20 protein-coding genes and 2 pseudogenes are annotated in these 25,081 nt (G+C 60.8%); 6 read left to right on the forward strand and 16 right to left on the reverse strand.

Annotated elements, in window-relative coordinates; translation table 11 throughout:
• Nucleotides 1-284 precede the first annotated feature (284 nt).
• Nucleotides 285-707 (reverse strand): MerR family transcriptional regulator, encoded by a 423-nt coding sequence (locus NGM99_RS05870; protein WP_252817029.1) that lies wholly within the window; start codon nucleotides 705-707, stop codon nucleotides 285-287.
• Nucleotides 708-775: 68 nt separating this feature from the next.
• On the opposite strand from NGM99_RS05870, the gene NGM99_RS05875 reads away from it, so the two are divergent.
• A complete protein-coding gene (locus NGM99_RS05875) occupies nucleotides 776-2,983 on the forward strand; it encodes a heavy metal translocating P-type ATPase (RefSeq protein ID WP_252817031.1) in 2,208 nt (735 codons plus the stop codon).
• 137 nt (nucleotides 2,984-3,120) lie between these two features.
• Here the strand turns inward: NGM99_RS05875 and NGM99_RS05880 are convergent.
• Together NGM99_RS05880 and NGM99_RS05885 are read right to left on the reverse strand one after the other, a co-directional pair.
• Nucleotides 3,121-3,883 (reverse strand): annotated as a pseudogene (locus tag NGM99_RS05880) (IS5 family transposase).
• Nucleotides 3,884-3,895: 12 nt separating this feature from the next.
• On the reverse strand, nucleotides 3,896-4,675 hold the full coding sequence (locus tag NGM99_RS05885) for an SDR family oxidoreductase (RefSeq protein WP_252817033.1): 780 nt from the start codon (nucleotides 4,673-4,675) through the stop codon (nucleotides 3,896-3,898).
• Between the two features lie 176 nt (nucleotides 4,676-4,851).
• Here NGM99_RS05885 and NGM99_RS05890 point away from each other — a divergent pair, with 176 nt between their 5' ends.
• A complete protein-coding gene (locus NGM99_RS05890; protein ID WP_252817035.1) occupies nucleotides 4,852-5,751 on the forward strand; it encodes an AraC family transcriptional regulator in 900 nt (299 codons plus the stop codon).
• 101 nt (nucleotides 5,752-5,852) lie between these two features.
• Here NGM99_RS05890 and NGM99_RS05895 read toward each other — a convergent pair whose 3' ends face one another.
• Nucleotides 5,853-7,574, reverse strand: a complete 1,722-nt coding sequence (locus tag NGM99_RS05895) for a peptidoglycan D,D-transpeptidase FtsI family protein (protein WP_252817037.1) — start codon at nucleotides 7,572-7,574, stop codon at nucleotides 5,853-5,855.
• A gap of 97 nt (nucleotides 7,575-7,671) precedes the next feature.
• Between NGM99_RS05895 and NGM99_RS05900 the strand changes: the two genes are divergently transcribed.
• The gene (locus NGM99_RS05900) at nucleotides 7,672-8,262 is read left to right on the forward strand and encodes a TetR/AcrR family transcriptional regulator (protein ID WP_252817039.1); all 591 of its coding nucleotides are present in this window, start codon (nucleotides 7,672-7,674) and stop codon (nucleotides 8,260-8,262) included.
• Nucleotides 8,263-8,756: 494 nt separating this feature from the next.
• Here NGM99_RS05900 and NGM99_RS05905 read toward each other — a convergent pair whose 3' ends face one another.
• Nucleotides 8,757-10,160, reverse strand: coding sequence for a helix-turn-helix domain-containing protein (locus tag NGM99_RS05905; protein WP_252817753.1), 1,404 nt, complete (start codon nucleotides 10,158-10,160; stop codon nucleotides 8,757-8,759).
• Between the two features lie 126 nt (nucleotides 10,161-10,286).
• Here NGM99_RS05905 and NGM99_RS05910 point away from each other — a divergent pair, with 126 nt between their 5' ends.
• The 3 genes and pseudogenes from NGM99_RS05910 to NGM99_RS05920 all read left to right on the forward strand — a co-directional run bounded on the left by NGM99_RS05910 (nucleotide 10,287) and on the right by NGM99_RS05920 (nucleotide 13,261).
• Nucleotides 10,287-11,879: an isocitrate lyase gene (locus tag NGM99_RS05910; RefSeq protein ID WP_252817041.1), complete on the forward strand. Its 1,593-nt coding sequence runs from the start codon at nucleotides 10,287-10,289 to the stop codon at nucleotides 11,877-11,879.
• A gap of 70 nt (nucleotides 11,880-11,949) precedes the next feature.
• A complete protein-coding gene (locus NGM99_RS05915) occupies nucleotides 11,950-12,129 on the forward strand; it encodes a hypothetical protein (protein WP_252817043.1) in 180 nt (59 codons plus the stop codon).
• A 79-nt stretch (nucleotides 12,130-12,208) separates the two neighbouring features.
• Nucleotides 12,209-13,261 (forward strand): annotated as a pseudogene (locus tag NGM99_RS05920) (integrase core domain-containing protein).
• A gap of 62 nt (nucleotides 13,262-13,323) precedes the next feature.
• Here NGM99_RS05920 and NGM99_RS05925 read toward each other — a convergent pair.
• The 11 genes from NGM99_RS05925 to NGM99_RS05975 form a co-directional block, all read right to left on the reverse strand.
• Entirely contained in the window at nucleotides 13,324-15,513 is a 2,190-nt protein-coding gene (locus tag NGM99_RS05925) for an alpha-ketoacid dehydrogenase subunit alpha/beta (protein ID WP_252817046.1), read from the reverse strand.
• Nucleotides 15,506-16,042, reverse strand: a complete 537-nt coding sequence (locus NGM99_RS05930; RefSeq protein ID WP_252817048.1) for a VOC family protein — start codon at nucleotides 16,040-16,042, stop codon at nucleotides 15,506-15,508. Before NGM99_RS05930 ends, NGM99_RS05925 begins: the two co-directional genes overlap by 8 nt.
• Nucleotides 16,035-16,757: an SDR family NAD(P)-dependent oxidoreductase gene (locus tag NGM99_RS05935; RefSeq protein ID WP_252817050.1), complete on the reverse strand. Its 723-nt coding sequence runs from the start codon at nucleotides 16,755-16,757 to the stop codon at nucleotides 16,035-16,037. The genes NGM99_RS05930 and NGM99_RS05935 overlap by 8 nt, the downstream gene beginning before the upstream one ends.
• A 105-nt stretch (nucleotides 16,758-16,862) precedes the next feature.
• Nucleotides 16,863-17,909, reverse strand: a complete 1,047-nt coding sequence (locus NGM99_RS05940) for an ABC transporter substrate-binding protein (protein WP_252817052.1) — start codon at nucleotides 17,907-17,909, stop codon at nucleotides 16,863-16,865.
• Between the two features lie 42 nt (nucleotides 17,910-17,951).
• On the reverse strand, nucleotides 17,952-18,761 hold the full coding sequence (locus NGM99_RS05945; RefSeq protein WP_252817755.1) for an ABC transporter permease: 810 nt from the start codon (nucleotides 18,759-18,761) through the stop codon (nucleotides 17,952-17,954).
• Nucleotides 18,762-18,779: 18 nt separating this feature from the next.
• Nucleotides 18,780-19,565: an ABC transporter ATP-binding protein gene (locus tag NGM99_RS05950; protein WP_252817054.1), complete on the reverse strand. Its 786-nt coding sequence runs from the start codon at nucleotides 19,563-19,565 to the stop codon at nucleotides 18,780-18,782.
• A gap of 788 nt (nucleotides 19,566-20,353) precedes the next feature.
• The gene (locus NGM99_RS05955) at nucleotides 20,354-21,148 is read right to left on the reverse strand and encodes an MBL fold metallo-hydrolase (protein WP_435371398.1); all 795 of its coding nucleotides are present in this window, start codon (nucleotides 21,146-21,148) and stop codon (nucleotides 20,354-20,356) included.
• A 123-nt stretch (nucleotides 21,149-21,271) separates the two neighbouring features.
• Nucleotides 21,272-21,592, reverse strand: a complete 321-nt coding sequence (locus tag NGM99_RS05960) for an NIPSNAP family protein (protein ID WP_252817058.1) — start codon at nucleotides 21,590-21,592, stop codon at nucleotides 21,272-21,274.
• Nucleotides 21,593-21,641: 49 nt separating this feature from the next.
• Nucleotides 21,642-22,310, reverse strand: coding sequence for a fumarate hydratase C-terminal domain-containing protein (locus NGM99_RS05965; protein WP_252817060.1), 669 nt, complete (start codon nucleotides 22,308-22,310; stop codon nucleotides 21,642-21,644).
• Nucleotides 22,307-23,263 (reverse strand): fumarate hydratase, encoded by a 957-nt coding sequence (locus NGM99_RS05970; RefSeq protein ID WP_252817063.1) that lies wholly within the window; start codon nucleotides 23,261-23,263, stop codon nucleotides 22,307-22,309. The genes NGM99_RS05965 and NGM99_RS05970 overlap by 4 nt, the downstream gene beginning before the upstream one ends.
• Nucleotides 23,264-23,321: 58 nt before the next feature.
• Nucleotides 23,322-25,079 (reverse strand): L-aspartate oxidase, encoded by a 1,758-nt coding sequence (locus tag NGM99_RS05975; RefSeq protein WP_252817071.1) that lies wholly within the window; start codon nucleotides 25,077-25,079, stop codon nucleotides 23,322-23,324.
• Between the last annotated feature and the right edge of the window lie 2 nt (nucleotides 25,080-25,081).

A 25,081-nucleotide genomic window follows, 5' to 3' on the forward strand; every position in this document is an offset into this window, starting at 1 on the left:
CAAAGGCTGAACGCATATTGAACAAAGCGTGCTCGCCCGTCATAGCTCGACGGTTCCGCCTCCACCTTCGCCGGCAGACCCAGCCCCTTATTCACCTTCGGCCAAACCGTGAGCCGCACGCGCGGACTTTCGACCACGATGGGCCAGCCCCAGAAGTTCAGAAAATTGCAGCCGTAGCGCAGGCGGATGTAGTATCAGGCCTTGCTGGGCGGGACCGTCTCTGGGATCGTGATCGCGGTGTCATACACCTCAGCTTCATTAGCTCTGCCGACTGGATTTGATCCTTAATGTTTGTCGGCCAGGCATTCCCCGTGATCGCCGAGCACTTCGATGACACGGCAATCGGAAACGGAGTCATGCGTGCATTCGGTCATACGCGCGACTTCCAGCCGAAGCGCGGTCAAGCGCGCGATCTTGTGGTCGATGTCGGCCAGATGCGCCCTGGCGATCCTGTCAGCCCCCTCGCAGGGGCGGTCAGGCTCGCCGGCTAGTGCCAAGAGTTCACGGATCGGCTCGATTTCGAAGCCCAGTTCGCGCGCATGGCGGATGAAGCGCAGACGCTTGAGGTCCGCACCATCGTAAAGGCGACGATTGCCTTCCGTGCGCGGCGGAGAGGGTAGAAGGCCAATCTGCTCGTAATAACGGATGGTCGGCACTTTAATGCCGCTGGCCCGCGACGCTTCTCCAATCGGGACTGCCTTCAGCAATTTTCCACTTGCTCCTCTAGTCACTAGAGGACGTAGGCGTCTCTCACCTGAGAAGCAAGGAGGCCGGGATGAGCGCTGCATCGAGCGAAAGCCGTTATCGTGTCACCGGGATGGACTGCGCGTCCTGCGCGAGCAAGATCGACACGGCGGTCCGGCGGCTCGATGGGGTCGAGGATGTCAATGTTTCCGTTTCCGCAGGAACGGTGAAGGTTGGGCACAAGGACGATTTCGACAGGGCCGATGTTGTCAGGCAGATCCGCAATCTCGGCTACGGCGCGGAACTCGCGACCGGAAACGCAGGCGCGTCCAGGACGCATGCCCATGCGGATCACGATCACGAACAAGGTCATGCCCACGATCATAGTCACTCGCATGCAAGCCACACGCATGACGATTTGCGCGAGGCTGGTCTTCCCTGGTGGCGCACCAAGAAAGTTCGCCTGACGGCGGCCTGCGCCGTGGCTTTGCTTGCGGCTTATGTGGTGGGGCACCTCGCACCATCGGTCGAGCGACCTGCCTTTCTCATGGCACTTGCAGTCGGTCTCGTTCCTGTCGCGTGGCGCGCGGTCACCGCGGCGCGCTTCGGCACGCCCTTTTCTATCGAGACCCTAATGACGGTTGCCGCAATCGGTGCGGTCTTCATCGGTGCGGAAGAGGAAGCCGCGACCGTGGTGCTGCTGTTTCTGGTGGGCGAGATGCTCGAAGGCATCGCAGCAGGCCGGGCGCGCGCCAGCATTCAGGGGCTCACCGCACTCGTTCCAAAAACGGCCTTGCTGGAACAAGACGGCCAGGCAACAGAGGTGCCGGCCGACAGCCTCATAGTCGGATCAGTCATCTTGGTGCGCCCCGGTGACCGCGTGCCGGCCGATGGCACGGTCGCGGACGGCTCAGGCGAGATCGACGAGGCACCCGTCACCGGCGAAAGCGTTCCCAAGCGCAAGGGGGTGGGCGATCCGGCCTTCGCTGGAACGGTGAACGCGGCAGCGGTCCTGCGGATACGCGTGACTGCCACGGCGCAGGATAACACCATCGCGCGCGTGGTGCGGCTGGTCGAGGAAGCGCAGGAATCGAAGTCGCCCACCGAACGCTTCATCGACCGCTTCTCAAAATATTACACCCCAGGCGTCCTGGTGGTCGGCGCAGTGATCGCCATCTTGCCGCCACTCGTGGCAGGCGCGAACTGGAGCGAGTGGATCTATAAAGGGCTCGCCATTCTTCTGATCGGTTGCCCCTGCGCACTGGTGATCTCGACGCCTGCGGCGATTGCGGCAGGCCTTTCGGCAGGCGCCCGGCGCGGCCTTCTGATGAAGGGCGGTGTAGTGCTCGAAAAGCTCGGCAAGATCACAACCGTCGCCTTCGACAAGACGGGCACCCTGACGGCCGGCAGGCCTGTGGTAACGGATGTGGTCAGTGCCGGACGGTCGGAGCGAGACGTGCTGTCGCTTGCGGCAGCCCTGGAGAAGGGATCGAGCCATCCTTTGGCGATTGCCATTCTCGATCGTGCCAAGAACGACAAGGCGCCCGTTCCGCCCGCCTTCGACGCGCAGGCCGTCGCCGGCGAAGGCGTCGAGGGCACGGTCGGCGGCGATCCGGTGTTTCTCGGTTCCCCCCGCGCCGCCGAGCAGCGCGTTTCGCTACAGCCGGAGTACAAGGCCGCCATCGCCGCGCTCAATGCCGAAGGCAAGACGGTGTCGGTTCTACTGTCACGCGGCGCCCTCGCCGGCTTCATCGCGATGCGCGACGAGGCGCGACCGGACGCATTGCAAGCCCTGGACGAGCTGAAACGGGCCGGCGTGCGCCCGCTCATGCTGACAGGCGACAATCGCGTCACGGCCGAGGCGATCGCAGCGAAGCTCGGGATCGAGGCTCGCGCGGAGCTTCTGCCCCAGGACAAACAGCGGATCGTGCGCGAATTGCAGGCGCAAGGCCTGAGGGTGGCGAAAGTCGGCGATGGCATCAATGACGCGCCCGCCTTGGCCGCCGCCGACATCGGCATCGCCATGGGTGGCGGCACTGATGTCGCGCTTGAAACCGCGGATGCGGCAGTGCTGCACGGGCGGGTCCGCGACGTGCCGAACATGATCGTGCTGTCGAAGAGCGTGATGCGCAACATTCACCAAAACATCGCCATCGCGCTGGGACTGAAGGCGGTGTTTCTCGTCACCACGGTCATCGGCCTCACGGGCCTCTGGCCAGCCATTCTCGCCGACACGGGTGCCACTGTTCTGGTGACGGCCAATGCGATGCGACTGCTGCGCTGGAAACCGGCGAGATAGTTGAAGCAACCTGCTGTGAGCTTGCGAAAAACGAGGAGGACGTGGGTCGCCGATCACAACGATCTGAAGGTAATAATCACGTTTCTCTCCTAACCGTGCCGGAAATGTTCAGCCGTTGGATGCTTTACTAGAGCCTGTTAGCGCTTGAGCCAGTCGAGGGCGGCGAGACAGAGGACGCATAGGAAGCTGGCGGAGGTCTTCTCGTAGCGGGTGGCGACCGTTCTCCACTCCTTAAGCCGAGCCCATAGGCGCTCGACCCGGTTGCAGTTGTTGTAGATCCAATCCGGGCAGGAAACGGCGGCGTCGTGCGGAAACGTCGGGTTCGCTGGTCTGGCGCCGATGTCCCAGATAGGTTCGCGGAACGCATGGCTAGTGTAGCCGCGAACGGCCACGATCCACTTCGCTACCTCGGAAGGCGATCGAGGAGCGAGACGGCGTGCGGCAGTTCGTGGGCCTGCCGCCTGCGAGTCGGAAGGCGATGGCAAGCCCGGCGCCATCGGCTATCACGCAGGCCTTGGTGCCATAGCCGCCCCAAGAGCGGTCTAGCGCTTCATGGCAGTTTAGGCCTGATGCAATTCCCTTTCGTCAGGCGCCCGCTGCCTTCAGGTGTGGCCGGATATTGCTGCCGTTCCCGAACCCTATGCCGAGCCCGACGTCTCGCTCTTGAACAAGCACCAGGATCCTCTCTCAGACGCCGAGCCGCGCCCACCGCGTGAAGGTTTGCGTTGCCGTGCACCATGGGCCGAACTTGGCCGGCAGAGACTACCACTTCGCCCCATTCTGTTGGCGCCAACGGACTTCCTCGACAGTCCGCCGAACGTGCGGGCTCGGCACTCACGCATGCGGGCGGCAGGCCTCAATCAGCGGCTCCAGATCAGACCACTGTTGATCACCCAGCATCACCACTCTCCCTTACCGGAAAGCCAGCGACATAGAGTTGGACCCAGATGCAAAATGGGGCCAACCCTTGAAGCTTCCTCCATACGCTTCCGGCACGAGGTCAGCCTGCGCGTCGCCGCTTCGGATCAAGTCCAGGATCGTGTCCGCAACCAGCTCGGGCGGCTGTGCGAAGGAGGCTGTCTCGGCTTCTTGGGCCTTCGCCGTGTCGCGACCCGATCGCACAGAACCATAGAACTCGGTTGCCGTAATGGAGGGGTGCATAACCGATACAACGATGCCCGCCTGTGCAAGCTCCAGGCGCGCGACGGCGGACAGCATGTTCAGCCCAGCCTTGGAACTTGTGTAGGCTGCCGCACCCGGATAGGTCGCGAGTGTGGCGCCCGAACTGACGTTGACGATGCTCCCGCCACCCTGACTGCGCATAACCGGGATAACGGCCTGCATGACGACAAGGGGTGCGACGAGGTTGAGGTCGAGCAAGCCACGGAAGTCTGCAACCCCGATCTCTTCGATCCCGGCATGCAGTCCTTGGCCGGCGTTGTTCACTAACACGTCGATCCGCCCGAACCTCGCAAGCGTCCGGTCCACCGCTTCGCGTACCTGTCCGGGAAGCGTCACATCGCAAGCGACCGCCAGCGCGTTCCTAATCTCAGTCGCAAGCGTTTCGATGCGGTCTTCGCGCCGGGCTAGGAGCACCACGTTGGCGCCGCGTCTTGCTGCGGCGCGTGCCGTTGCAGCGCCGATGCCCGAGGACGCCCCGGTCACAACTACAACTGCATCCTTGATCTCCATGGCTCTTTCCTCCTTCTCTGCCGCCGTCTGTCTACCTGACGCCGATCATCGCCATCGTATGGAGGGGGAGCGATACGCTGCCCGTGTTTCCGCCGCGTGCCCGTTCCAATCGAACATTTGCCTATTCCTGCTTGATGCAGCATATGTTGGGCGCAAACGAAGAGGCCGATACGCAGATGGGCGACGCCTTCAAGGTGCTGAGGGATTACGCGCTGTCCCGCGCGACAGGCGTGCTGACCCGCACGCCTGTTCCGCGCCTGGACATTCTACGCGTCGCTGCGCCGACCAAGCTGTTCCCCGAGGTCTATCAGCCCCTGGTTAGCCTGATTCTGCACGGCGAAAAGCGACTGGTGATCGGCGATCAGGTCGTGTGCTATGGCGCAGGCGACGCATTCGTCTCGGCTGTCGACCTGCCCGTGGCCGGCGAGGTTGTTGCCGCGAGTCCTGCCGCCCCTTATCTCGCGCTCCGCCTCGTCTTCGATTGCTCGATCGTCGCCGACCTTGTGAGTTCGCTCGATGCCGCCCCGCTCCCGGACATCCCAGCCTTCGGCGCCGCCCCGGTCGATGATAGGCTGATCGACGCATGGCTGCGCTTCTTGCGCCTTTCGGAGGAACCCGAGGAGGTGAACGTGCTGGCGCCTCTTCTGGAGCGCGAGATCCTGTTCCGCCTTCTGCGCGGTCGGCATGGATCGGTGCTGCGGCAAGCTGCCGACCTCAACGGGCGCATCAGTCGGATCGGTAAGGCTGTGTCCGTCATTCGCGCGAACTATGCCGAACCCTTCAGGGTAGAGGATCTGGCCCGCCAGGCAGGCATGAGCGTCTCAGCGTTCCACCGCAGCTTTAAGGCCGTTACCGGTCTATCGCCCCTTCGGTACCAAAAGCACCTGCGGCTCTACGCGGCGCGCCGGATGCTGTTTGTGGGGTCGGGTGCCGTGGCGATGGTGGCATTCAGTGTGGGCTATGAGAGCGCCTCGCAGTTCACCCGCGAATACACGCGTCTGTTCGGCATTCCACCCACGCGCGACGTTCGGAAGCTCCATGCCAGGACCGCTCCTAATCTCGCCAAGGCAGCGTGACCGTCCAGGCTGCCGAACTCCTTCCCGCCACCGATAGCAACGTCGCCCTAGTCGTGCCCCCCCGAGAGCAGAGGGCTCGATCGGGTCAGACGCTAACAGCCCTAATGGGCTTGGGCGCTGCTCACCGCGAGCATCGCATCGTCACTGAAGCGCGGTTGGACGCCTAGGAATGATCCGGCGCGTTTGATGATGTTGCCGGCAAGCGGGGCTGCATTGGAATAGGCGGTGATGCCCATACCCGGCTTTTCCGGGCGTGGATCGTCCACAATGACGAGTACCACGAACTGCGGATCTTCCATGGGCAGGGCTGCGGCAAAAACGTTGAAGTTGTGGTTCTTGGCATAGCGCCCGTTGATGACCTTTTCGGCCGTGCCCGTCTTACCGCCCACCCGATAGCCCTCGATATTCGCCAAGCGGCCCGATCCCTCCACGCCGTTCAGGCGATAGAGATAGCGCATGGCCTGGCTTGTCTTCTCGCTGACGATGGGTCGCGCCACCGCCTTGGCCTCTTCTTCTGTGCGCTTGAGGAATGTCGGTGACAAAAGCTGTCCATGATTGAGGATGCCCGCGATGCCGGCTGCCGTTTGCAGGGGTGTCGTTGCAAAGCCGTGCCCGAACGAGGCGGTGATCGAGGTCGGTTGGGTCCAGACTCGCGGCTGCATGGGGCGCGCCACCTCAGGCAGTTCAGTCTGCATGCGCGTGAGCAGGCCGGCACGCTCGAGAAAGCCCTTGTGGCCCTCAATGCCCACCATCAACGCTTCCTTGGCCGAGCCGATATTCGATGAGTAGCGGAACACTTCGGTGAGAGTAAGAGGACGGCCCTTGCCATGCGCGTCGTGCACGCGCTGGCGACCCACCACGATCGGGCGGCTCGCATCGAACATGGTGGAAAGGTTCGCACCCCCCAGTTCCATCGCCATCGCGGTGGTAAAGGTCTTGATGGTCGAGCCCATCTCCGAGGTGCCCGCCGACATGCGGTTGAGGCGGTCCTTCTCGAGCGCGTTGAACGGGTTATTGGGGTCGTAGTCCGGCATCGAGGCCATGGCGAGCACCTCGCCGGTCTTTGCGTTCAGGATGACGCCACCGGCGGCTGTCGCCTTGTACAGCTCCATGGCCTTGGTGAGTTCGTCATGCACGATGTGCTGGACGCGGGCATCGAGCGAAAGCTGGACGGGTTCAAACGCCCCCTTCACGCCAAGCCCACTCATGCGCAAGTCGACCAGGCCCTGCTGGTCGATCCACTTCTCCATGCCCGACAGGCCCTGATTGTCGATGTTGGTCAGTCCCAGCACATGCGCCATCTGGCTGCCGCCCGGATAGAAGCGCTTGATCTCAGGACGAAAGCCAATGCCGGGCAGCCCGAGTGCGAGGATGTCATGTTGCTGGCGGGGCGTCAGCTGCCGTTTGAGCCAGACAAAACCGGCCTTTCCCTTAAGCTTGCGATAAGTGTCCTCATGGTGAAGCTCGGGCAGCACCGTGGACAGCTTCTCGACCACCTCATCGACATCCGGAATGCGGCGGGGTTCTGCATAGAGAGAAGCGACACGCAGATCGGTTGCCAGGAGCGCGCCATTGCGATCGATGATGTCGGGTCGCGATGTTCCGATAGGGCGCGTCAGCCCATCGCGTGATGGCAAATCGCTGAAGCCGTAGATGACAAGCCGTGCACCGATCACGCAGTAGACCGCACCGAAGACGATCATGGTCATCTTTACACGCGATCTGCTGCGCTGCCCCAAGCTGGCGCGTCCCTCTATGACCGAGGCAGTGTCTTGGTGTGAGGAGCGAAGTGAAGCGAACGTCTTGGAAAGTCTGCTGAGCATCTGGTACGGCGAGCTGGGGAGGAATCAGCACATCCAGACAACCGCCCCTGCGCCTTAATGCAACTTTCTAGCGTTAGCAGGTTAACGCAATTTTACCATGAGCCGTCCCGTTCTGATCCGCCCCGGTGGGCGCAGCGAGCGCATTCAAAAAGCGGTCCACGAGGCTGTGCGGGCCCTACAGGCCGAGAATGCCGAGATCACTGTTGCGCTGATTGCCGATCGCGCCGCCGTGACGCCTTCTACCATCTACCGCCGCTGGGGCTCGCTGGCCGAGCTACTAGGAGACGTTGCCACACAGCATATGCGTCCCGACGCGCAGCCCGTCAGCACCGGAAGCCTGGAAGGCGATCTTCTCGTTTGGCTCGACCAGTTTGTCGATGAGATCTCGACAGGTGTCGGTCGCGCCATGATCCGCGAGCGTGTTGAAAACGTTGCGCTGGCACGGATTGCGGCAGGCTACGCATTCGCCAACCTCGAAACGCTTGTCTGGCGAGCTGTCGAACGTGGTGAGCCGGCGCCCGATCCCGACCGCCTGATGGACCTCCTCGTGGCGCCTGTGATTTACCGCCTCGTTTTTGTGGGGCAAGTGATCGAGAAGGGCTACCAGAAGGAGCTGGTGGCTTTGGCGACTGCATCAGCGCCGCAGCTACAACAGTCGGCACATCAGCCGAGTATCAGGCGATCCTAGAAAAATCCCGCTGATACTTGTGACTTCCATAGTCTGCTTCTTGCCAGTGCTATCCAAGAGATGCCATTCCGCTACCCGCTCCAGTCCCAACGTCCAAACTTCCGCTTCTCATCGGCAGCTTTCGGGTCAGCTTCGGGATATTTGGAACGGCCGGAATGAGGCGCAAAGCGGAATGGCAACTTCTGGGCCGAGAGCGGCCTATCCGGTTGCAGACACAGTCATTAAGAAGCAGACCTTTCGCTTCCGACCTTGTGCTGGACGTCGGCGTATTCGCTGGCGATGCCCACAAGCAGACTCCACCTCTGATCACGAAGCCTCCGCTATAGAATAAATGAAGTTGGTGCGTTGGTAATTCTACTGAAAGCTGCTCGCAGTGAGCATTGCATCGTCATTGAAGCGTGGAGTGACGCCCAGGAATGATCCGGCGCGTTTGATGATGTTACCCGCAAGCGGTGCTGCGTTCCAGAATTATTCTGCCAAAGTAGTGCTAGACGTCAGGTATCCGAAAAGCCGAATGGTGCATCCGGGCGTCGGTAGTCATCTGGAAGGATCTGCCGGCCTATGGGTGGCTCCGAGCGGGCGGTGCAGGCCGTACGATGGCAGAGCCGGCACGCGATACCGATCGGCGTCGCGCCTTGCGCCGGCGCAGGATGCCGTCCGTAGATGAGCCGCTCGGCGTGGTGTGCTTCGCAGACAAGCGCCACGGAACGCTCCACGCGCGCGACGCCATAGGCACCTCCTCCGGAACTGACCGTTCGCGCGATCGAAAGGAAGCGCTGGCCATCCGGCAGTTCGAGCCATTGGGTGGCGATCTTGCCAGGCGTGGCGAAAATCTGGTGGACGCTCCAAAGGGGGCATCCTCCCCCATGGCGCGCGAACGGAAACGTGCCGCTGTTCAGGCGCTTGGAAACGTTTCCGGCGACATCGACGCGAATAAAGAAGAACGGCACGCGCTCCTGTCCCGGCTTTTGCAGGGTCGTCAGGCGATGGGCCGTTTGTTCGAAACTCGTTCCGAACTGCCTGGACAGGGCTTCGATATCGTAACACCGGAAATCCACCGCGCGGACGAATGCCGCGTAGGGCATGACGATCGCCGCCGCACAGTAGGCCGCTAAGGCACGGTGCGCGAGGCGTCGGGCATTTTCGGAACCGAATTTTCCCTCAGTCAGGACATCGCGGATAGAGCCATCGAATTCGAGATAGGCCAATTGCTGCGCGAGCTGGAAGTTCAGGCTTGCCGTGTCCAGCGCTTCATCGAGCAGAAGCTCCTTGCGATGCCAGTCGAGGCGCCGAAGCGAGCCTGTCATAACCTCAGAAGGCAGCCGACGCATGCGAAGATTGTGACGCGCCCTCAGGTAGGCCGCCAATCCGCCGGCATCCGCGACCTGGATCGAAACCCGTTCGGCGGCGGAATCGAGAACAGGAAAGCAGTTCCGCCTTGCAGAAAGAAAGCCACGCAGTTCCGCGATCGGATCGCCTGCCACACTCCCATCGACGAGGACCCCCTCTTGCCGCCGGTCGGCGAGTGCGAACTGCTCTTCCTTGTAGGCGGTGTGAAGACGCAGCATAGCCTCGGCGAAGCCGGGAAAGCTGTGCACCATGTCCGACACCTCCAATGGCGCGAAATCGATGTCAGAAAAAATGGGGTCACTCATCACCATTTTGAGTCGGGCGATGATATCGGGGCCGCTTTCGTCGTCCAGATCGGAGAAATCGACTTTGTAGGCACGTGCCAAGCGCAGCAGTGTTTCAGCCGTGACCGGCCGCTGGTTGCGCTCCATCAGCGCTATGTAGGACGGCGAAATGTCGAGATCGATCGCCATCGCGGCTTGGGTAAGTCCGAGATCGCGCCGCAGGCGCCTCAACCGCGGACCAAGAAACACACCGGGCTTTTCCATACTCATATTACAGCTTTACAAGATTATTTTGTAAAGTGTTACAATCTGACTCCATGAGCAATTCTCTGCTGAAATCTCTCCCAGTAGGTTTCTTGCATGAACAATGCGAACGAGCAGGAGGCTCACATGTCGTATCAGGCGACCATCAACGAAGTCGGCGATCTAGTTGCGGCCAATATGAGCTGGTCGGGGATTTCCGCTGAAGCCGTGGCACGCATGCGGCTGCAGAACCGCTTCAAGACCGGCCTCGACATCGCGCGCTACAATTCCGCGATCATGCGCCGCGACATGAAAGCCTACGACGCGGACCCCTCCAAATACACGCAGTCGCTCGGCTGCTGGCACGGTTTCATCGGTCAGCAGAAGCTCATTTCAATCAAGAAGCATTTCGGCACGACCGACCGACGCTACCTTTATCTGTCGGGATGGATGGTCGCCGCGCTTCGCTCGGAATTCGGTCCGCTGCCCGACCAGTCCATGCATGAGAAGACGAGCGTTCCGGCCCTGATCGAGGAACTCTACACCTTCCTGCGACAGGCGGACTCCCGCGAACTCAACCTGCTTTTCCGCGATATCGATGCAGCCCGAAAGGCCGGCGATCAGGTCAAGGAAAAGCAGCTCATCCATCAGGTCGAGAATTTCCAGACCCATGTCGTGCCCGTCATCGCCGATATCGACGCCGGCTTTGGGAATGCGGAGGCCACCTATCTCTTGGCCAAGAAGATGATCGAAGCGGGAGCCTGCGCGCTTCAGATCGAGAACCAGGTTTCCGACGAGAAGCAATGCGGCCATCAGGACGGCAAGGTCACGGTGCCGCATGAAGACTTCCTGCAGAAGGTGCGCGCCTGCCGGTATGCCTTCCTCGAACTCGGCGTTGAAGACGGTATCATCGTCACGCGCACCGATTCACTCGGCTCAGGCCTGACCAAGCAGATTGCCGTTTCGAAGGAGCGCGGTGACCTCGGCGATCAGTATAACGGCTTTCTCGACTGCGAGGAAATTGCCGCCGACGAGTTACAAAACGGTGATGTCGTCATCAACCGCGACGGCAAGCTGCTTCGTCCCAAGCGGCTTTCCTCCAACCTCTTCCAGTTCCGCGCGGGCACCGGGGAAGACAGGTGCGTACTTGACAGCATCACCTCACTGCAGAACGGCGCCGACCTTCTCTGGATCGAGACCGAGAAGCCGCATGTCGAGCAGATCGCGGGAATGATGGACCGCATTCGCGCGGTCGTTCCGAACGCAAAGCTGGTCTACAACAATTCGCCGTCCTTCAACTGGACGCTCAATTTCCGCCAACAGGTCTTCGATGCCTGGCAGGCGGAGGGCCGCGACGTGTCGGCTTACGACCGCGCGAAACTCATGAGCGTGGACTATGACGGAACCGATCTGGCCGAGGAGGCCGACAACAGGATCCGGACCTTCCAGTCCGACGCCGCGAAGCGCGCCGGCATCTTCCATCACCTGATCACTCTTCCGACCTACCACACGGCGGCACTGTCGACCGACAATCTGGCGAAGGACTACTTCGGAGATCAGGGCATGCTCGGCTACGTGTTGAACGTGCAGCGCCAGGAAATTCGGCAGGGCATCGCCTGTGTGAAACACCAGAACATGTCGGGATCGGATATCGGCGACGATCACAAGGAATATTTCGCCGGTGAGGCCGCGCTGAAGGCCGGCGGCATACACAATACCATGAACCAATTTGCGGCCTGAGCCGCTCGCTTAAGTCGTTCCGGGAATGCCGTTTCAGGCATCCCATTCTCCAGGTCTAGGAATTGAAGCCATGAAGCTACAACCAGAATTTGTCCAACCGAGCGAACCGGCACGCGCCCGCGCGCTCTTCTCGACTGAGGACTTCACACTCATCCGCATGGCCATCAGCGAGTACATGCAGCAAGCAGAGGACCAGAACGAGCGAAGAAAGCTTGCGAACCTTTTCCATCGCTTGGGACGGATGGTGTGACCTCGACGAATTCTATATCCAGGTGTTTGATCCCAGGGTTTGATGGTGTGATCCTTGCAATGAAATGGAAGGCGGCACTATGGGACAGGTTCGCCATAGGAGCGCCACGACCACGCACGCCATCCGAGCAGCGATCGCACGCTTCGCTCGCGACGCTGGGCCGGGAGCTCGGCATCAACCCGAAGACGGTGGCCAAGTGGCGTAAGCGTCAGACTTTGGAGGACCTGGAGACCGGGCCGAACGAGCCGCGCTCAACGACACTGAGTGAGGCCGAGGAGGCCATGTCCGTCGCGTTTCGCCGGCATACGTTGCTGCCGCTCGACGATTGGCTCTACGCGTTGAAGCCGACGATCCCGCATTCGACACGGTCAGCGCTGCACCGCTGCGTCCAGCGGCATGGCATTTCCCGCTTACCGGAAATCGAAGGCGACAAGCCAAAGCGACAGTGCTTCCAACGTTACGCGATCGGCCCTCGGCATGGCCCTCGAACCAATGGCGGGCACTTGCTTCGATCCACATCGATATTGCCAAGGTGCAGACCGCCGAAGGCAAGTTATACCTGTTCGTGGCCATTGATCAGACTAGCAGGTTTGCCGTCACCCAGCTCGTCCACAAGGCTGACAGACGAACGGCATGGGAGTTTCTCAAGCACCTGCTGAAAGCTGTGCGCTACCGCATCCACCCGATCCAAACCGATCGAGCCATCGAGCCGCCACCGGTTGGAGGCCTATGGCGAGAGGCATCCAGTTCGCTGAGCAGCCGCGCAACCGTAACGCTGCCTGGTCCAGGCAGATACGCTTCGACATGATCTGCAAGGCAAACGGCATCGAGCACCGCCTCACGAAGCCGAACCATCCTTGGACCAATGGCGAGGCGCGAGCGGATAAATCGGACCATCAAGGACGCAACCGTCAAACGCTTTCATTACGAGAGCCACAACCAGCTTCTAGCGCACCTCGCCGACTTCATGGCGGCCTACAACCTCGGCCGGCGACTTAAGACGCTCAGCGGGCTCACACCCTACGAATCCATCGCCAAAATCTGGACCTCAGAGCCAGACCGCTTCATCGTCCATCCACTCCACCAGATGCCGGGACTGAACACCCAAAGGCAGGTGAACTACACAAACTGAGGAAGAACCGGTTTGGCGTCGGATTTCTCGGAAGGATCGCTACGTCGCCTGTCACGCGCTCCTCAGGCCGTAAGGGGCCGACCTTGAGCTGCCATAACAGAGTGCAGCGCAGCTGTGACTTCGCGGGGACCTGCGCAGGCAGCCGCCTCAAGTACCTTGGAGATGCTCGGTGATGCTTCACCGCCATGGACCCGCGCAACTGGCTGGTCGAGCCAGTCGAAGACACGACGCTGCAATTCGTCTGCGAGCCAGCCGCCATAAGAAGTGCCGGCGGCACCCTGCTCGACGATGAGGACGTTGTTGGTTTTGCGAATGGACGCCTCTACCGTCTTCCAGTCAAAGCTCGCGCGATCGAGGCTCCTGAGGTCAATAATCTCGGCATCGACGCCCATTTCTTCGGCGACCTGCCGTGTTTTCTCGACCATCGACAGGTAGGTGAGGACCGTGACGCGCATGCCCTGCCGAACGACCTTCGCCTTGCCAAGCGGGATGAAATAATCAAGATCGTCCACCGGTGCCGTTCCCTTGGAATTGTAGAGATCGACATGTTCCAGCACGAGCACCGGATCATTGCAGCGAAGGGCCGAATTCATTAAGCCGACATAGTCGAACGGCGTCGACGGGGCGACGATGCGCCAGCCCGGCGCCGTGGCGAATATTCCCGCCGGGTCCATCGAATGCTGCGACCCGTATCCGGTTCCTATCGCCACCTTGGTCCGCAAAACGAGGGGCATTCCGCCGTCACCGCCGAACATGTGGCGGGCCTTGCCTATCTGGTTGAACACCTGATCGGCGGCGACCCACATAAAATCGGGATACATGAATTCGATGACCGGGCGGACGCGACCATCCGCTGCCATTCCGGCGGCAAGGCCGGTGAATGCATTCTCGCTGATCGGAGTGCCTAGGCAGCGGTCGGGATACTTCTGGGACAAGCCTCGAGTAGCACCATTGGTGCCGCCCCGGAGCCTATGGATATCCTCGCCCATGACGACGATCCGGTCGTCTTTGTCCATCCTTCGACCCATCACGTCCGCCACGAGATCGATGAACTTTGCGTCTTCTACAAGCTTGCCGGAAAAACTCTCCGCCTCCTCGTAGCGAACACCGTCGAACTCACTCAGGTCGCCGCGCAGACCGAAATCTTTGAAATCCTCTTCCGGCCACAGCGCTTGGATAATGCGTCCCCTGCCGTCGACCTGTTCGATCAGCTCACCGGCGATGTCGTTCATGAGTGCCTGGCAATTGGCGCGCAGCCGCTTGATCGCATCCTCGCCCAGGATTTGCCGCTCCATCAACTCGCGGGCCATTCTGTCCAGCGGGTCCCTGCCCCACCAGGCTGCCTCTTCCTCCTTGCTGCGATAGCCGAAAGCGCTGCCGGGAAGCGCGCCGTTCTGGTGGAAATAGCGATAGACGTCAGCCTCGATGATCACCGGACCCTGACCCGACCGCATGATGCGGTTCGCCTCGACGCATGCCAGGTATACGGCAAGCGGATCCATTCCATCGACCTTCAGCGACGGAATGCCGAAGGCCAACCCTCGCGAAGAGAGGCGAGGTTCCGCCGTCGATTCTTCTACGCTCGTGGCAACCGCGTAGCGGTTGTTCTCGATGAAGAACGCCACCGGCAGCTTCCACGCCGCAGCCAGGTTCATGGTTTCGAGCACGGAGCCGATGTTAGTCGCGCCGTCGCCGAAATAGCTGTAGACGACATCTCCGGTCCCTGCCTTCTTGTGGGTGAAGGCGGCGCCTGCCGCCATCGGAACCCCGCCGCCGACGATGGCATTGGTTCCAAGATTTCCGGCTTCCGACCAGCGCAGATGCATCGAGCCGCCACGCCCGCGGCAGAAGCCCTGGGCCAGCCCGAGGATTTCAGCCAGCGTCTTCTTGGAAAGGCCACGAACGTCATCGCCGAACGCCGTCTGTGGGTCGATCCCGTCCGCCTTCACGTAGGACAGCGCCTTTGCCAGAAACTGGTGATGCGCGCGATGCGAGCCGTTGATCTGATCGCTCGTTCGCATGGCGAGCGCCGAAGCGACGGCACCGGCCTCCTGGCCGACCGCGGAATGGGCCGGGCCATGCACAAGCCCTTGTGAGGCGAGTTCGAGAACCTTCTCCTCGAAAGCCCTGATGAGATGCATCTGCGCCAGCATCGTGCCGCCGAGCGAAGGATCGAGCGCGGTCCAGTCCTCGCGCGACGCCCTAATTTCGCGCCACGGCGTGAGCGGGGTGAGATCAATAAATTCAGGCATCGTCAGCCCCGTATTCAGAGTTGGCGGCAGGTTTGTCGTCGGCGATATCGCGAAGCTCGATAAATTCGACGACGAGTTCCTCGGGGCCGTAGACGTAGATCAGTTTCGACCGGCCGTTGCGCAGTTCGACGGGAACGGATGTCGCCCGGTAACCCGCTGCCAGGATGCGCTCGTAGACGGCATCGACGTCGGAAACTTCAAAGCCGACGTGGGTAAGCCCGTTCTTGTCCTGGGGATGCACCCGCGGCAGGTGCTTGGAGCCGTTGTACCGGAAGAGCTCGATTCGATAATCGCCCAGCCGCAGCATCGCCAGACGTATCCGCGCGCCGGGCACGGCCGTTACGGTCGCCAGCTCCGGCTCCGTCCGCTCACTGTCCGCCTCGACGACGAAGCCGAGCAGATCCACGAAAAATGACAGCGCCGCATCGAAGTCGGTGACGCAGAAGGCGGTGTGATGTGGCTTTTTGATGAGGTCCGCTAGCGAAGCCCGGTGGGTTGGGCTGGCAGCCGATGCGCTCTCGCTAGGCATTGTTCATGCCGCCATCGACATTGATGACCTGACCCGTGATATAGCTGCTGTCATCGCCGCAGAGGAACCGGAGGACGCCCGCGACCTCAGGCGGTTGTCCCCACCGTTTCAGAGGGATTTCTGCCAGCAGTCTGTCGGCGCGGGTGTGGCGGATGTCTTCCGTCATCTGCGTCTGGATGATGCCAGGAGACACGGCGTTGACCAGAATGTGGGGAGCGAAGCGGCGGGCGAGAGCACGCGTCATCCCAACGACGCCGCCTTTGGATGCCGAATACGCCAGATGATCCGGCGAACCGCGCCTGAACGCGATGGAACTCGTGAGAATGAGCCGCCCCGGCGCCGCCTTGGACAGGAGCGGCGCAAAGACGCTGGCCAGATTGAACACGGAGGTCAAGTTCACCGCCATCGTGGTGTCCCAGACTCCCTTGAACTCCTCTGAAGCGTCATCGTCGATGTAGACGCCGGCCAGATGAACGAGCGCGTCCAGCCTTTCGAGTCTCTCCATGAGGTGTCGACACGCGTCGAAGGAGGTCAGATCCACCGCCGCGAGTTGCACGGCGGCATCCTTTCCCAACTCGCTTTCGAACCTCGAAAGCGCTGCCGCATCCCTGTCGACGAGCACGAGGTGCGCTCCGTCCGCCAGTGTGAGTTTGGCAAACTCGCGCCCCAAGCCGCCCGCGGCGCCGGTTATTAGGATAGTCTTTCTGTCTGTCATGCCGTTCAATAGACCAGTAGGCACCGGCCGCGCGAAACATTGCGCACCCGAGGAATGAGGAGGAACCGGTGAGGCAGCAGCTGTTCCCTGCCTCGCCGACCATCGTTACTGCTTCATGGCCTGCTGGCCGAGCTTCATGCAATCGTTGCTGATGTAGTTGCCGTACTCGGGCACGTAGCCCTCATCCTTCGTCCCGGTGAGGTATCGGCTCTGTTCCCTCCAAAGGTTTTCAGAGACGTAGTTCACCTCGATGGGTTCGTAGACGTACCGCCAGTTCTCGTAGACGATCTCAGCGCCCTTCCTGTCGAGCCCCTGATGCTTCTGCATGATCTCGAGGACCCGCTCCTTATTCTGGGGATCCTGGACGAACTGGCGCAACTCGATGGTCGCCTTGCAGAAGGCGTGCGCGATGTCGGGATTCTCATCGGCGAAGTCGGAGTTCACGAGCCAGAGACCGTTGATCAGTCCAAAGCTGTTGTCGGGCCCGGAGTTGGCATTGACAGCGGTTTGGTACTCGATGCCCTGTTCGGCGAGGAGGCCGTCTTCGGGAATCCACGTGACGAGGAAATCGACCTGCTTGTTCTTGAAGGCAGCGAGCGCACTTGCGGCACCGCCGGTGGGGACAAAGGTGATCTCCTTATAGTCCAGGCCACCCTGTTGCGCGAGCAGCTGCACGAAGACCTGAGTCTGCGCGCCGAGCGCGGTCACGCCGACGGTCTTGCCCATCATGCTCTTGACGTTTTCGAGCGAGTTCTCGTTCACCCCGACGCCGGGATCGGCAAGTTCGATCTCCTTCTGGGCGATGATATTGTAGAAGCCGGATTCCGCGAAAGGCCCGGCGACCCGCAGAGCGCGGTTCTGCTTGAGCGCCGGCAGATAGAGCGCCGGATAGCCGGGGCCGAACTGCACAGATCCGCTGGCGAGCGCCGAGGTGATGGCCGGCCCGCTGGTCGCCTGCGCAAATTCCGGCTTGAGCCCATTCTTCTCGAAGATGCCCTCATCCATCAGGATGCCGACTTCCAACGCTTCCGACGATCCGTTGAAATAGATCATCGATATGGTCTTCTGCTCCTGGGCCGCTGCGACCGACGAGATCGCTGCACCGACCAGGCCGATGGCGAGGCCACGGCGAAACCCACGGCTGCTGTACATACGACAACGCATTTGATCCTCCATTACTTTGTCTGCTTTCCTTTATTTCCAGGACATGATGCGCTTCTCGACCCTGCCGGCGATCCAGTAGACGCCACCCGAAATGACACCCATCCAGATGAGCGTTCCATAAACGGCATCCATCCTGAATTGCGCGGAATAGAGCATGATGAGCTGGCCCATGCCGGCGCGCGCCGCGACGATCTCCGAACTGACCACACCGAGCAACGCGTAGGTAAAGGCGAGGCGCAATCCAGAAAAAATGGATGGCCAGGTAACCGGCAGCAGCAGGCTGAAGAAGGTCTTGCGCTTGCTGAAATTCAGGGTTCGCGCCAGCATGCTCCAGTCGGGATCGACCGACTTAACGCCGGCGCGGCAATTGTAATAAAGAACGAAGAACACTAGCGAGACGCCGACGGCGACTTTGCCCGCGGTGCCCAGTCCGAGGAACGCGATGAAGACGGGAGCCAGCGCGATGCGCGGCAGGCTGTTCAACGCCGAGGCATAGGGCTCGATGGCGGCTTCGACGCGCGGCGACAGCGAGACCGAGATGCCTGCCGCGATCCCCAGAACGCTCCCGATGAAGAAGCTGATGAACGTCGCCTGCATCGTCGAACTGACATTGCGCCAGAATTCGGAGTCGGAAACGCTTTCGCCCAGGAATGTCGCCACGTCTCCCGGCGTACTGAGGTAGAAACTCAGGCTTGGGTTGAAGCGTATGGCGATCCACCACAGGGTGACGAAGACGATCCCGGGGATGAATCTCTCGATCACTTGCGTCCAGTCTTCCCGGCGCCATCCGGCGCGCGCGGAATCGGCTTCTGAAACCATGGACTGTTTTTGCGAAATCATCGTCACGATGCTTGTCCTCTAGCCCAGCAGGTCGCGGATTTCGGCGAACACCTTGCCAAAGCGCGGGTCGGCGAGAACCGTCTCCGGATCGCGCGGCCATCCGAAGGGCATCTTGTCGTCGTAGATGATCTTGCCCTTGCCGAGTACGATCACCCGGTCTGCCAGTGCGATGGCTTCAGGCAGGTCGTGGGTGACGAAGATGACCGTCGACGCTCTTTCGGCCCACTGCTTGAGGAAGTCCCGCTCGAGGGTGAGCCGCGTCTGGGCATCCAGCGCCGCGAAGGGCTCGTCCATCAGAAGGATGTCGGGGTCGAGAACCCAGGTGCGGGCGATCGCAACACGCTGCCGCATCCCATGGGAGAGAGACTTGGGATAATAATCCGCGAAGTTGCCCAGCCCGACGCGTTTCAGTTCGCGACGCGCGCGGGCGCGACGCTCCTCAGCCGGCACGCCCTTCGCTTCGAGCGGCATCTCGACGTTCTTCTGTGCCCGCCTCCAAGGGAACAGGCAGTCGCGCGCGAACATGTAGCCAATATGTTCACGCCCTTCGGCAGCCTCCTTGCCGTGTATCCTGATGTTGCCTTGCTTGGGCTCGATCAACCCGGCAAGCAGGTTGAGGATCGTCGTCTTGCCACATCCGCTCTTGCCGACGAGAGCAACAAATTCGCCCTCCCGTATCTGCAGACTGATATTGTCGAGAACCTTAGTACCAGGGTTTCCGCTGAAGGATACGGACACGTCCTCTAGAACGACGCTGCATGCCTTCTCGGTGTCCGGCGACACCTCCTTCTCGACTGCCCTCAACAACTCTGCTCTCCCTTGTATGTCGTCCTTTCCGCAACTCTTCACTCGAAACGTGGAGTAACCTGCCGGATGTAGGATGCGGGTGGCTCAGGAAGTGTGAGGAAGCGCGGATGGAACCAGTATCCCGCTCCCAAAAGCGACTGCTTTCATTGCAGCAGATGCGATGCGCTATCGCGCATCTAAAGCCATCTGACTGCCTTGGAGAATAACCACGGAAGTTCTGGAAGCTCGGTCTGAGCGAAATCTCGCCATACCGACACTTCCATTTCCGCACGCTTGGTCACGCCGCGGCGATCTCGCTATGAGGAGCCGGACGACTGCGGTTTAACGACACTACGAACCGCATCGAGCGGAAGTGATTTCACAATCACTGACTTTCCTCCACGATCTAGCGAAAGCCCACTCGCTCGGACCAATGTCTCATCCTATTGACGATCAACCTAAAAAAAAACGAAAAATACCGAAGACTAGCTTTAAAAAATTCGATTTTCTTTGATTGGATGATCGTGAGGTAGAACCTAAAAACAATCGCTCCCGTTGGAGGGACGTCGAAGTGGTTGAGCAGGTAGTGCAGACCGGTGGGCGTGACGTCGAGCGCAAGGGCCTCGAGCAGTATGCCTGAATTTCGGTTGGCAAGGCGAACCTCCGCCTCCGAGAACATCCCATCCTCGGTAGTCCTGCCATGTGGCGGGTCAGGGAAGGGATTCGGACTTCTGGCCATCCGTGGCCCTATCGCCCTGCCGAGCCGGCAGCCGGGCGAACCCCGGCCCCCTCTTCCGCAGCTCTGGTCAGAGCAGCTTCAGCGTCTTGTTCTGCACCAGAAGCCGGTAGTGTCCAATCTCGTAGTTAGGCTTCAGCGGATCGTCGTCGAAAGTGTCGTCCGCATAGTGATACAGATGTGTCTTGCGCTGGAAGGATTCCGGCAATGTGAGCATGTCAGCGATCGAGGAATGCAGCGTGTTCAGGTCGCCGCCCAGCACGTTGGTCGGCCCGAAACGGCACTCGTGCAGGATAACGTCGGCACGGTCGAGCCATTCGATGAGATTGCGGTCGAAGCCGGTGTCCGAGCTGTAGCCGAACTTGAAGTTGCCGAAGTCGAACATGTAGGCGACGGTGCGCGGGAAGTGCTTCGTCACATGGGTCTCGACGGTGAAGCCGCCGAAATCGTGCTTGTCCTGCAAGGGGATCGGCTCGAAGAACCAGTCCATCGATGCCAGTCCGCCGTCGCCGCGCGCCGATTCCTCCATCGCCGTGCGCAGATGCGTCCAAAGGTCCTGAAGCAGCCATTTGGGCGCGTAAAGCTTGATCGGATTTTCGGTTTTGAAATACTGCCAGTATGCAAGCTCCTCGACGCCTCCGACATGGTCGGCGTGCATATGGGTTATGATGAGCTCCTTGTACCGGTCGATGGTGACCTTGCCTTCCCCGTTCTTGTTATTGTCGGCGAGCATCTTCGGTATGTAAGCGGGGCAGTCGATGAAAATCTCACGACCGTCCATGTTTAGGATCATGTTGCTGTACCAGAATTTCTCCGTGAACGCGTCGCCAACACCGAGCGGGTACAATGTTATAGATTTTACCACAACCGCCTCCTCCCGAGACAGATTTATTTGCGATACAAATTTAACATGAAGAGATATCTTTCGGAGCAGTGTCAAATATTCATTATTTTATATGACATATTTCGTTTATATCAATTAAGTCCTTTAAGGTCTCGAAGGCGTGAAGAATGGCGCTGGTACGAGTATCTTGTTTTCGATGTTGTCTACCAGCGGGCGCATCTGAACGGCATAGTCCTGCCACTCCTTTGATGCTTGAAGATTTTTGCGGCGTTCCCAACGGTCGTCCATGCTGTCGTAGCCCCACATGTGAACTACCTGATTGAGGTTTCCGATGTCGGTGTAATAGTATCCGACCATGTTGCCGAGGATGCGCTTCTGCACTTCCATTCCCTCTTCCTCGTAAAGCTTCAGGAACTTCGGGACGTTTCCGTTCTTCAGCGTGTAGGTGCGCATGTCGATGAACATTCTGGACCGTCTCAATCCTAGTTGCGAAAAAGCGGTTGCATGTTGGCGGTCATCCGATGACCTCGTCGGTTCGATCGTCCGTCTCTCCGAAGCGCTTCAGAGTGGCCGGCTTCGTCCCGGCGTAAAGGCGCTCCAGGTTGCCGGCAATCTTGGCGTTCTCGCGTTCGAACAGACACTCGCCGTTGAGGTCGGACGCGACCAGGAACGGACCCATGCGGCTGCAGCGTATGACCCACATAGCCTGGGCGATGCCGAGTTCCTCGTGCCAATGCACGGCTTCGACATTCTCCACGCCGCGCCCCAGCAGCGCGCCGGTGCCATAGCCGACGGTCGAGAGATACACGGCGCCGTTCGGCACAAAGTAGCTCTTGTAGTCCTTCGACGACATGCCGCCCTTGCCGATGATCAGCTTGGCGCCGGTTTTGGCCATCCATTCGGGCAGCCACTTGGCGAAACGGAAGCTCGCGGTAGCCGTCACAGCGCCGAGGTCGAACGAACCGTCCTTGCGGATAGTTGCCGCCGGAGAGCAATGAAAATTGGCCGCACTTTCGGCCGGCAGTTCCAAGGGAATGTTCGCCCGCTGCTCCAGCGCACGCATGTAGACGCCCTCGCGCGCCGTGTACACAAGGCCGTTCAGGTAGACCACGTCCCCAAGCCGCAGCGACGCGATATCTTCCGCGCTGGGCGTCGTGCTCAATTCGATTTGGCGCAGTTTCATTCCGCGGCCTCCAGCATCGGCTCCCATTCGACCGTTTCCCGACGCTGGTAGTCTGTGAACCACTCGGGATCGGTGCGATATTCGACACGTCCGTCGGGGAACACGCGTGCCACCGCGCGGCGCGACGACAGACAGAAGGCATGCACTGACATCTGCATGCCGCCGGTGTGGCAGTACCCCACTTCGATATTGGCATCGATGACCATGTTTTTCCCGACGAAACCCATGGCGCCCATGCCAATCGAGTTGCCGAGCTCTTTCAGCTCGTCTTCGAGTGATGCGATCTTCGGATCACTGTTGCGGCTGCCGACTATGCGCAGGCAGGCGGCGCGCTTGCCGAGCACCATGCAAGTGTCCTTGCAGCCGCCAATCCCAATGCCGATGATAGCTGGCTGGCAGGCAAGCCCGCGCTTGCCGAAGGCGACGAGGCAGTCAAGGTAGAAACGCTTGATGCCTTCGATCCCGTCGGACGGGAATAGCATGCGGTAATCCGTCCCGAACAGGCCGCCCTTGTGGACCGTGATCAGGTCGATCCACTCGCCTCCCGGCTCATAGCCGTATTCGATTTCGGGGGCGCCAATGCCGATGTTGTTGTTATGGTCGGTGCGCCAAAGGGGATGGACGCGGTTCGGACGCAGCGGCAGTTCGTAGGTCGATTGCGCCGTCGCACGCCGCAGCGCCGCCTCGAGCGCGATCGGCCCGCCTTCGATCATGGTTCCGTTACCCATCTTGACGTACCAGCGCGGCGTTCCGGTGTCGCCGCACATGGCTCGACGATCCTGTTTGGCCGCCTCGTAGTTCTCCAGCATTGCCTGCAGGACGTAGGAACTGAGGTCGCCATCCTCGGTGCTGGCGGCCTGCTTCAAGCCGTCTAGATAGTCGTCAGGAATTTCGATCGCGGCTTTGGCCATCAACTCCTTGGCCGTCGCCTCGATAAGATCGATGGAAATCATGATACCTCCGTCTGCGTGTCGCGGCCGGATACGTCCCGGCCGGAACGCGCAATCCAATTCAATGTGCCGCCACAAGTGTTTCCGGCTCGCCCGCCGGAAGTATCGTCTCGCCGGGCCGTACGATCGTGAAGAGAACGGGTTCGCGAGATACTTCCAGTTCGCCGTGAACCCGGCGCGCCACCGTAAAATAGGATGTGTCCAGGTCGCCGGGTTCCGGAAAATCCTCGCGGAAATGTGCGCCGCGAGAGTTTTCGCGAGCGATGCCAGCCGCGGCGATCACCTCCGAAATCTCGGTCAGCGACGCCATGTTTAGCCAGTCGTGCCAAGTGAGGTTGAAGGCAAGGTTCCCACCGTCGACGCCGGTCGCCGCCAGCTTGTTTCGGATTTCGGCGATACGGTTCAGCGCGCGCTTCATGCCGAAGCCGGTTCGCGTCACGCCGGCGTCTTCCCACATCGCTTCCTGCAGATTGTGCCGCAGCGCCTGCACGTTTCCAGGCTTCACGGCGAGCGGGTGGATGGCGCGCCCGACCTCGGCCGCCAGCACGCTCTCGTCGGGATCGCGAAGGGCCTTCATAGTGCGGATATCGACGCCCATTGTGTCGCCGGCGACGCCGCCGAAGACGGTCGAATTGGCGACGCCGTTGCCGCCAAGCCGGTTGGAACCGTGCGCACCGCCCGCGTCCTCGCCGGCAACATACAGTCCATGCAGCGCCGTGCGCGTATCAGGATCGACGATGACGCCGCCCATGAAGTAATGCGCGGTGGGAACCACCTCGACCTTGCCAGCCGCCAGGTCGAAGCCGGAATCGGCGCAGCGCTTGACCATGCCCGGGAACTTCTTGCGCACGTTGTCCGGGCCGAGATGGCTCATCGAGATGAACATGCCGATCTGGGCGGGATCGTTGTTCTTGCGCATCTCGGAATAGATTCCGCGGCTGACGACGTCACGCGTCGCGCGTTCTCCGCGGGAATCGTATTCGAACATGAACCGATTACCCCTGGCGTTGAGCAACTGGCCGCCCGCGCCGCGCAGGCCCTCTTCAAGCACCGTCCCCGTCATGCGCGTATGGTCGCCTGCCAGCAGTCCGGTCGGATGGAACTGCACCATCTCCATGTCGCGAAGCGGAAGGCCGACGCGAAGGGCCATCGCCAGCCCGTCCATCGTCTTGTCGCCGGACGGCGTGTGGTACTTGTACATGGTGGGGCCGCCGCCGGTTCCCATCATTACGCATTTGGCGCGCACGAAGCGGAACCCGCCGGTGCGCATGTCGATGAAGAGCACGCCAGCCAGCGCGGCGCCGTCCTTGGTCGGGATCAGGCCTATGGCGCGATGTTCCTGAAGCTTTTCAATCGGACGCGAGAGCACCTGCTCCATCAGCCGGTTGATGATCTCGATGCCGGTAAGGTCGCCCTTGTGCACCGTGCGGTCCGCCGTCTGCCCGGCGAACGCCTTCTGATGCAGGGTGCCGTCGGGATTGCGGTCGAAATAACAGCCAATTTCATTTTCGAGTTCGCGGATGCGCACCACGGCCTGCTCGCACAGGCGCCACGCCATGTCCTGGTTGGGCAGCCACTTGCCGCCATTGATCGTGTCCATGAAGTGGCGCTCGACCGTGTCGCCGCCACCCAGCGCGACATTGTACCCGCCCTGCACCATGCGGGTGCATCCGCATTTGCCGATCAGGCCCTTCACGGCGAGCGTGATGCGGGTTCCGGGAGGCGCACTCTCCTGCGCGTGAAGCGCGGCGAAGAGCCCTGCCCCGCCCGAGCCGAGGATGAGTATATCTGTATCGAGACGTTCGATCTGGACTTTCATGT

This window comes from Mesorhizobium liriopis (assembly GCF_024053505.1).
GTDB classification, from domain to species: Bacteria; Pseudomonadota; Alphaproteobacteria; order Rhizobiales; family Rhizobiaceae; genus Mesorhizobium_B; species Mesorhizobium_B liriopis.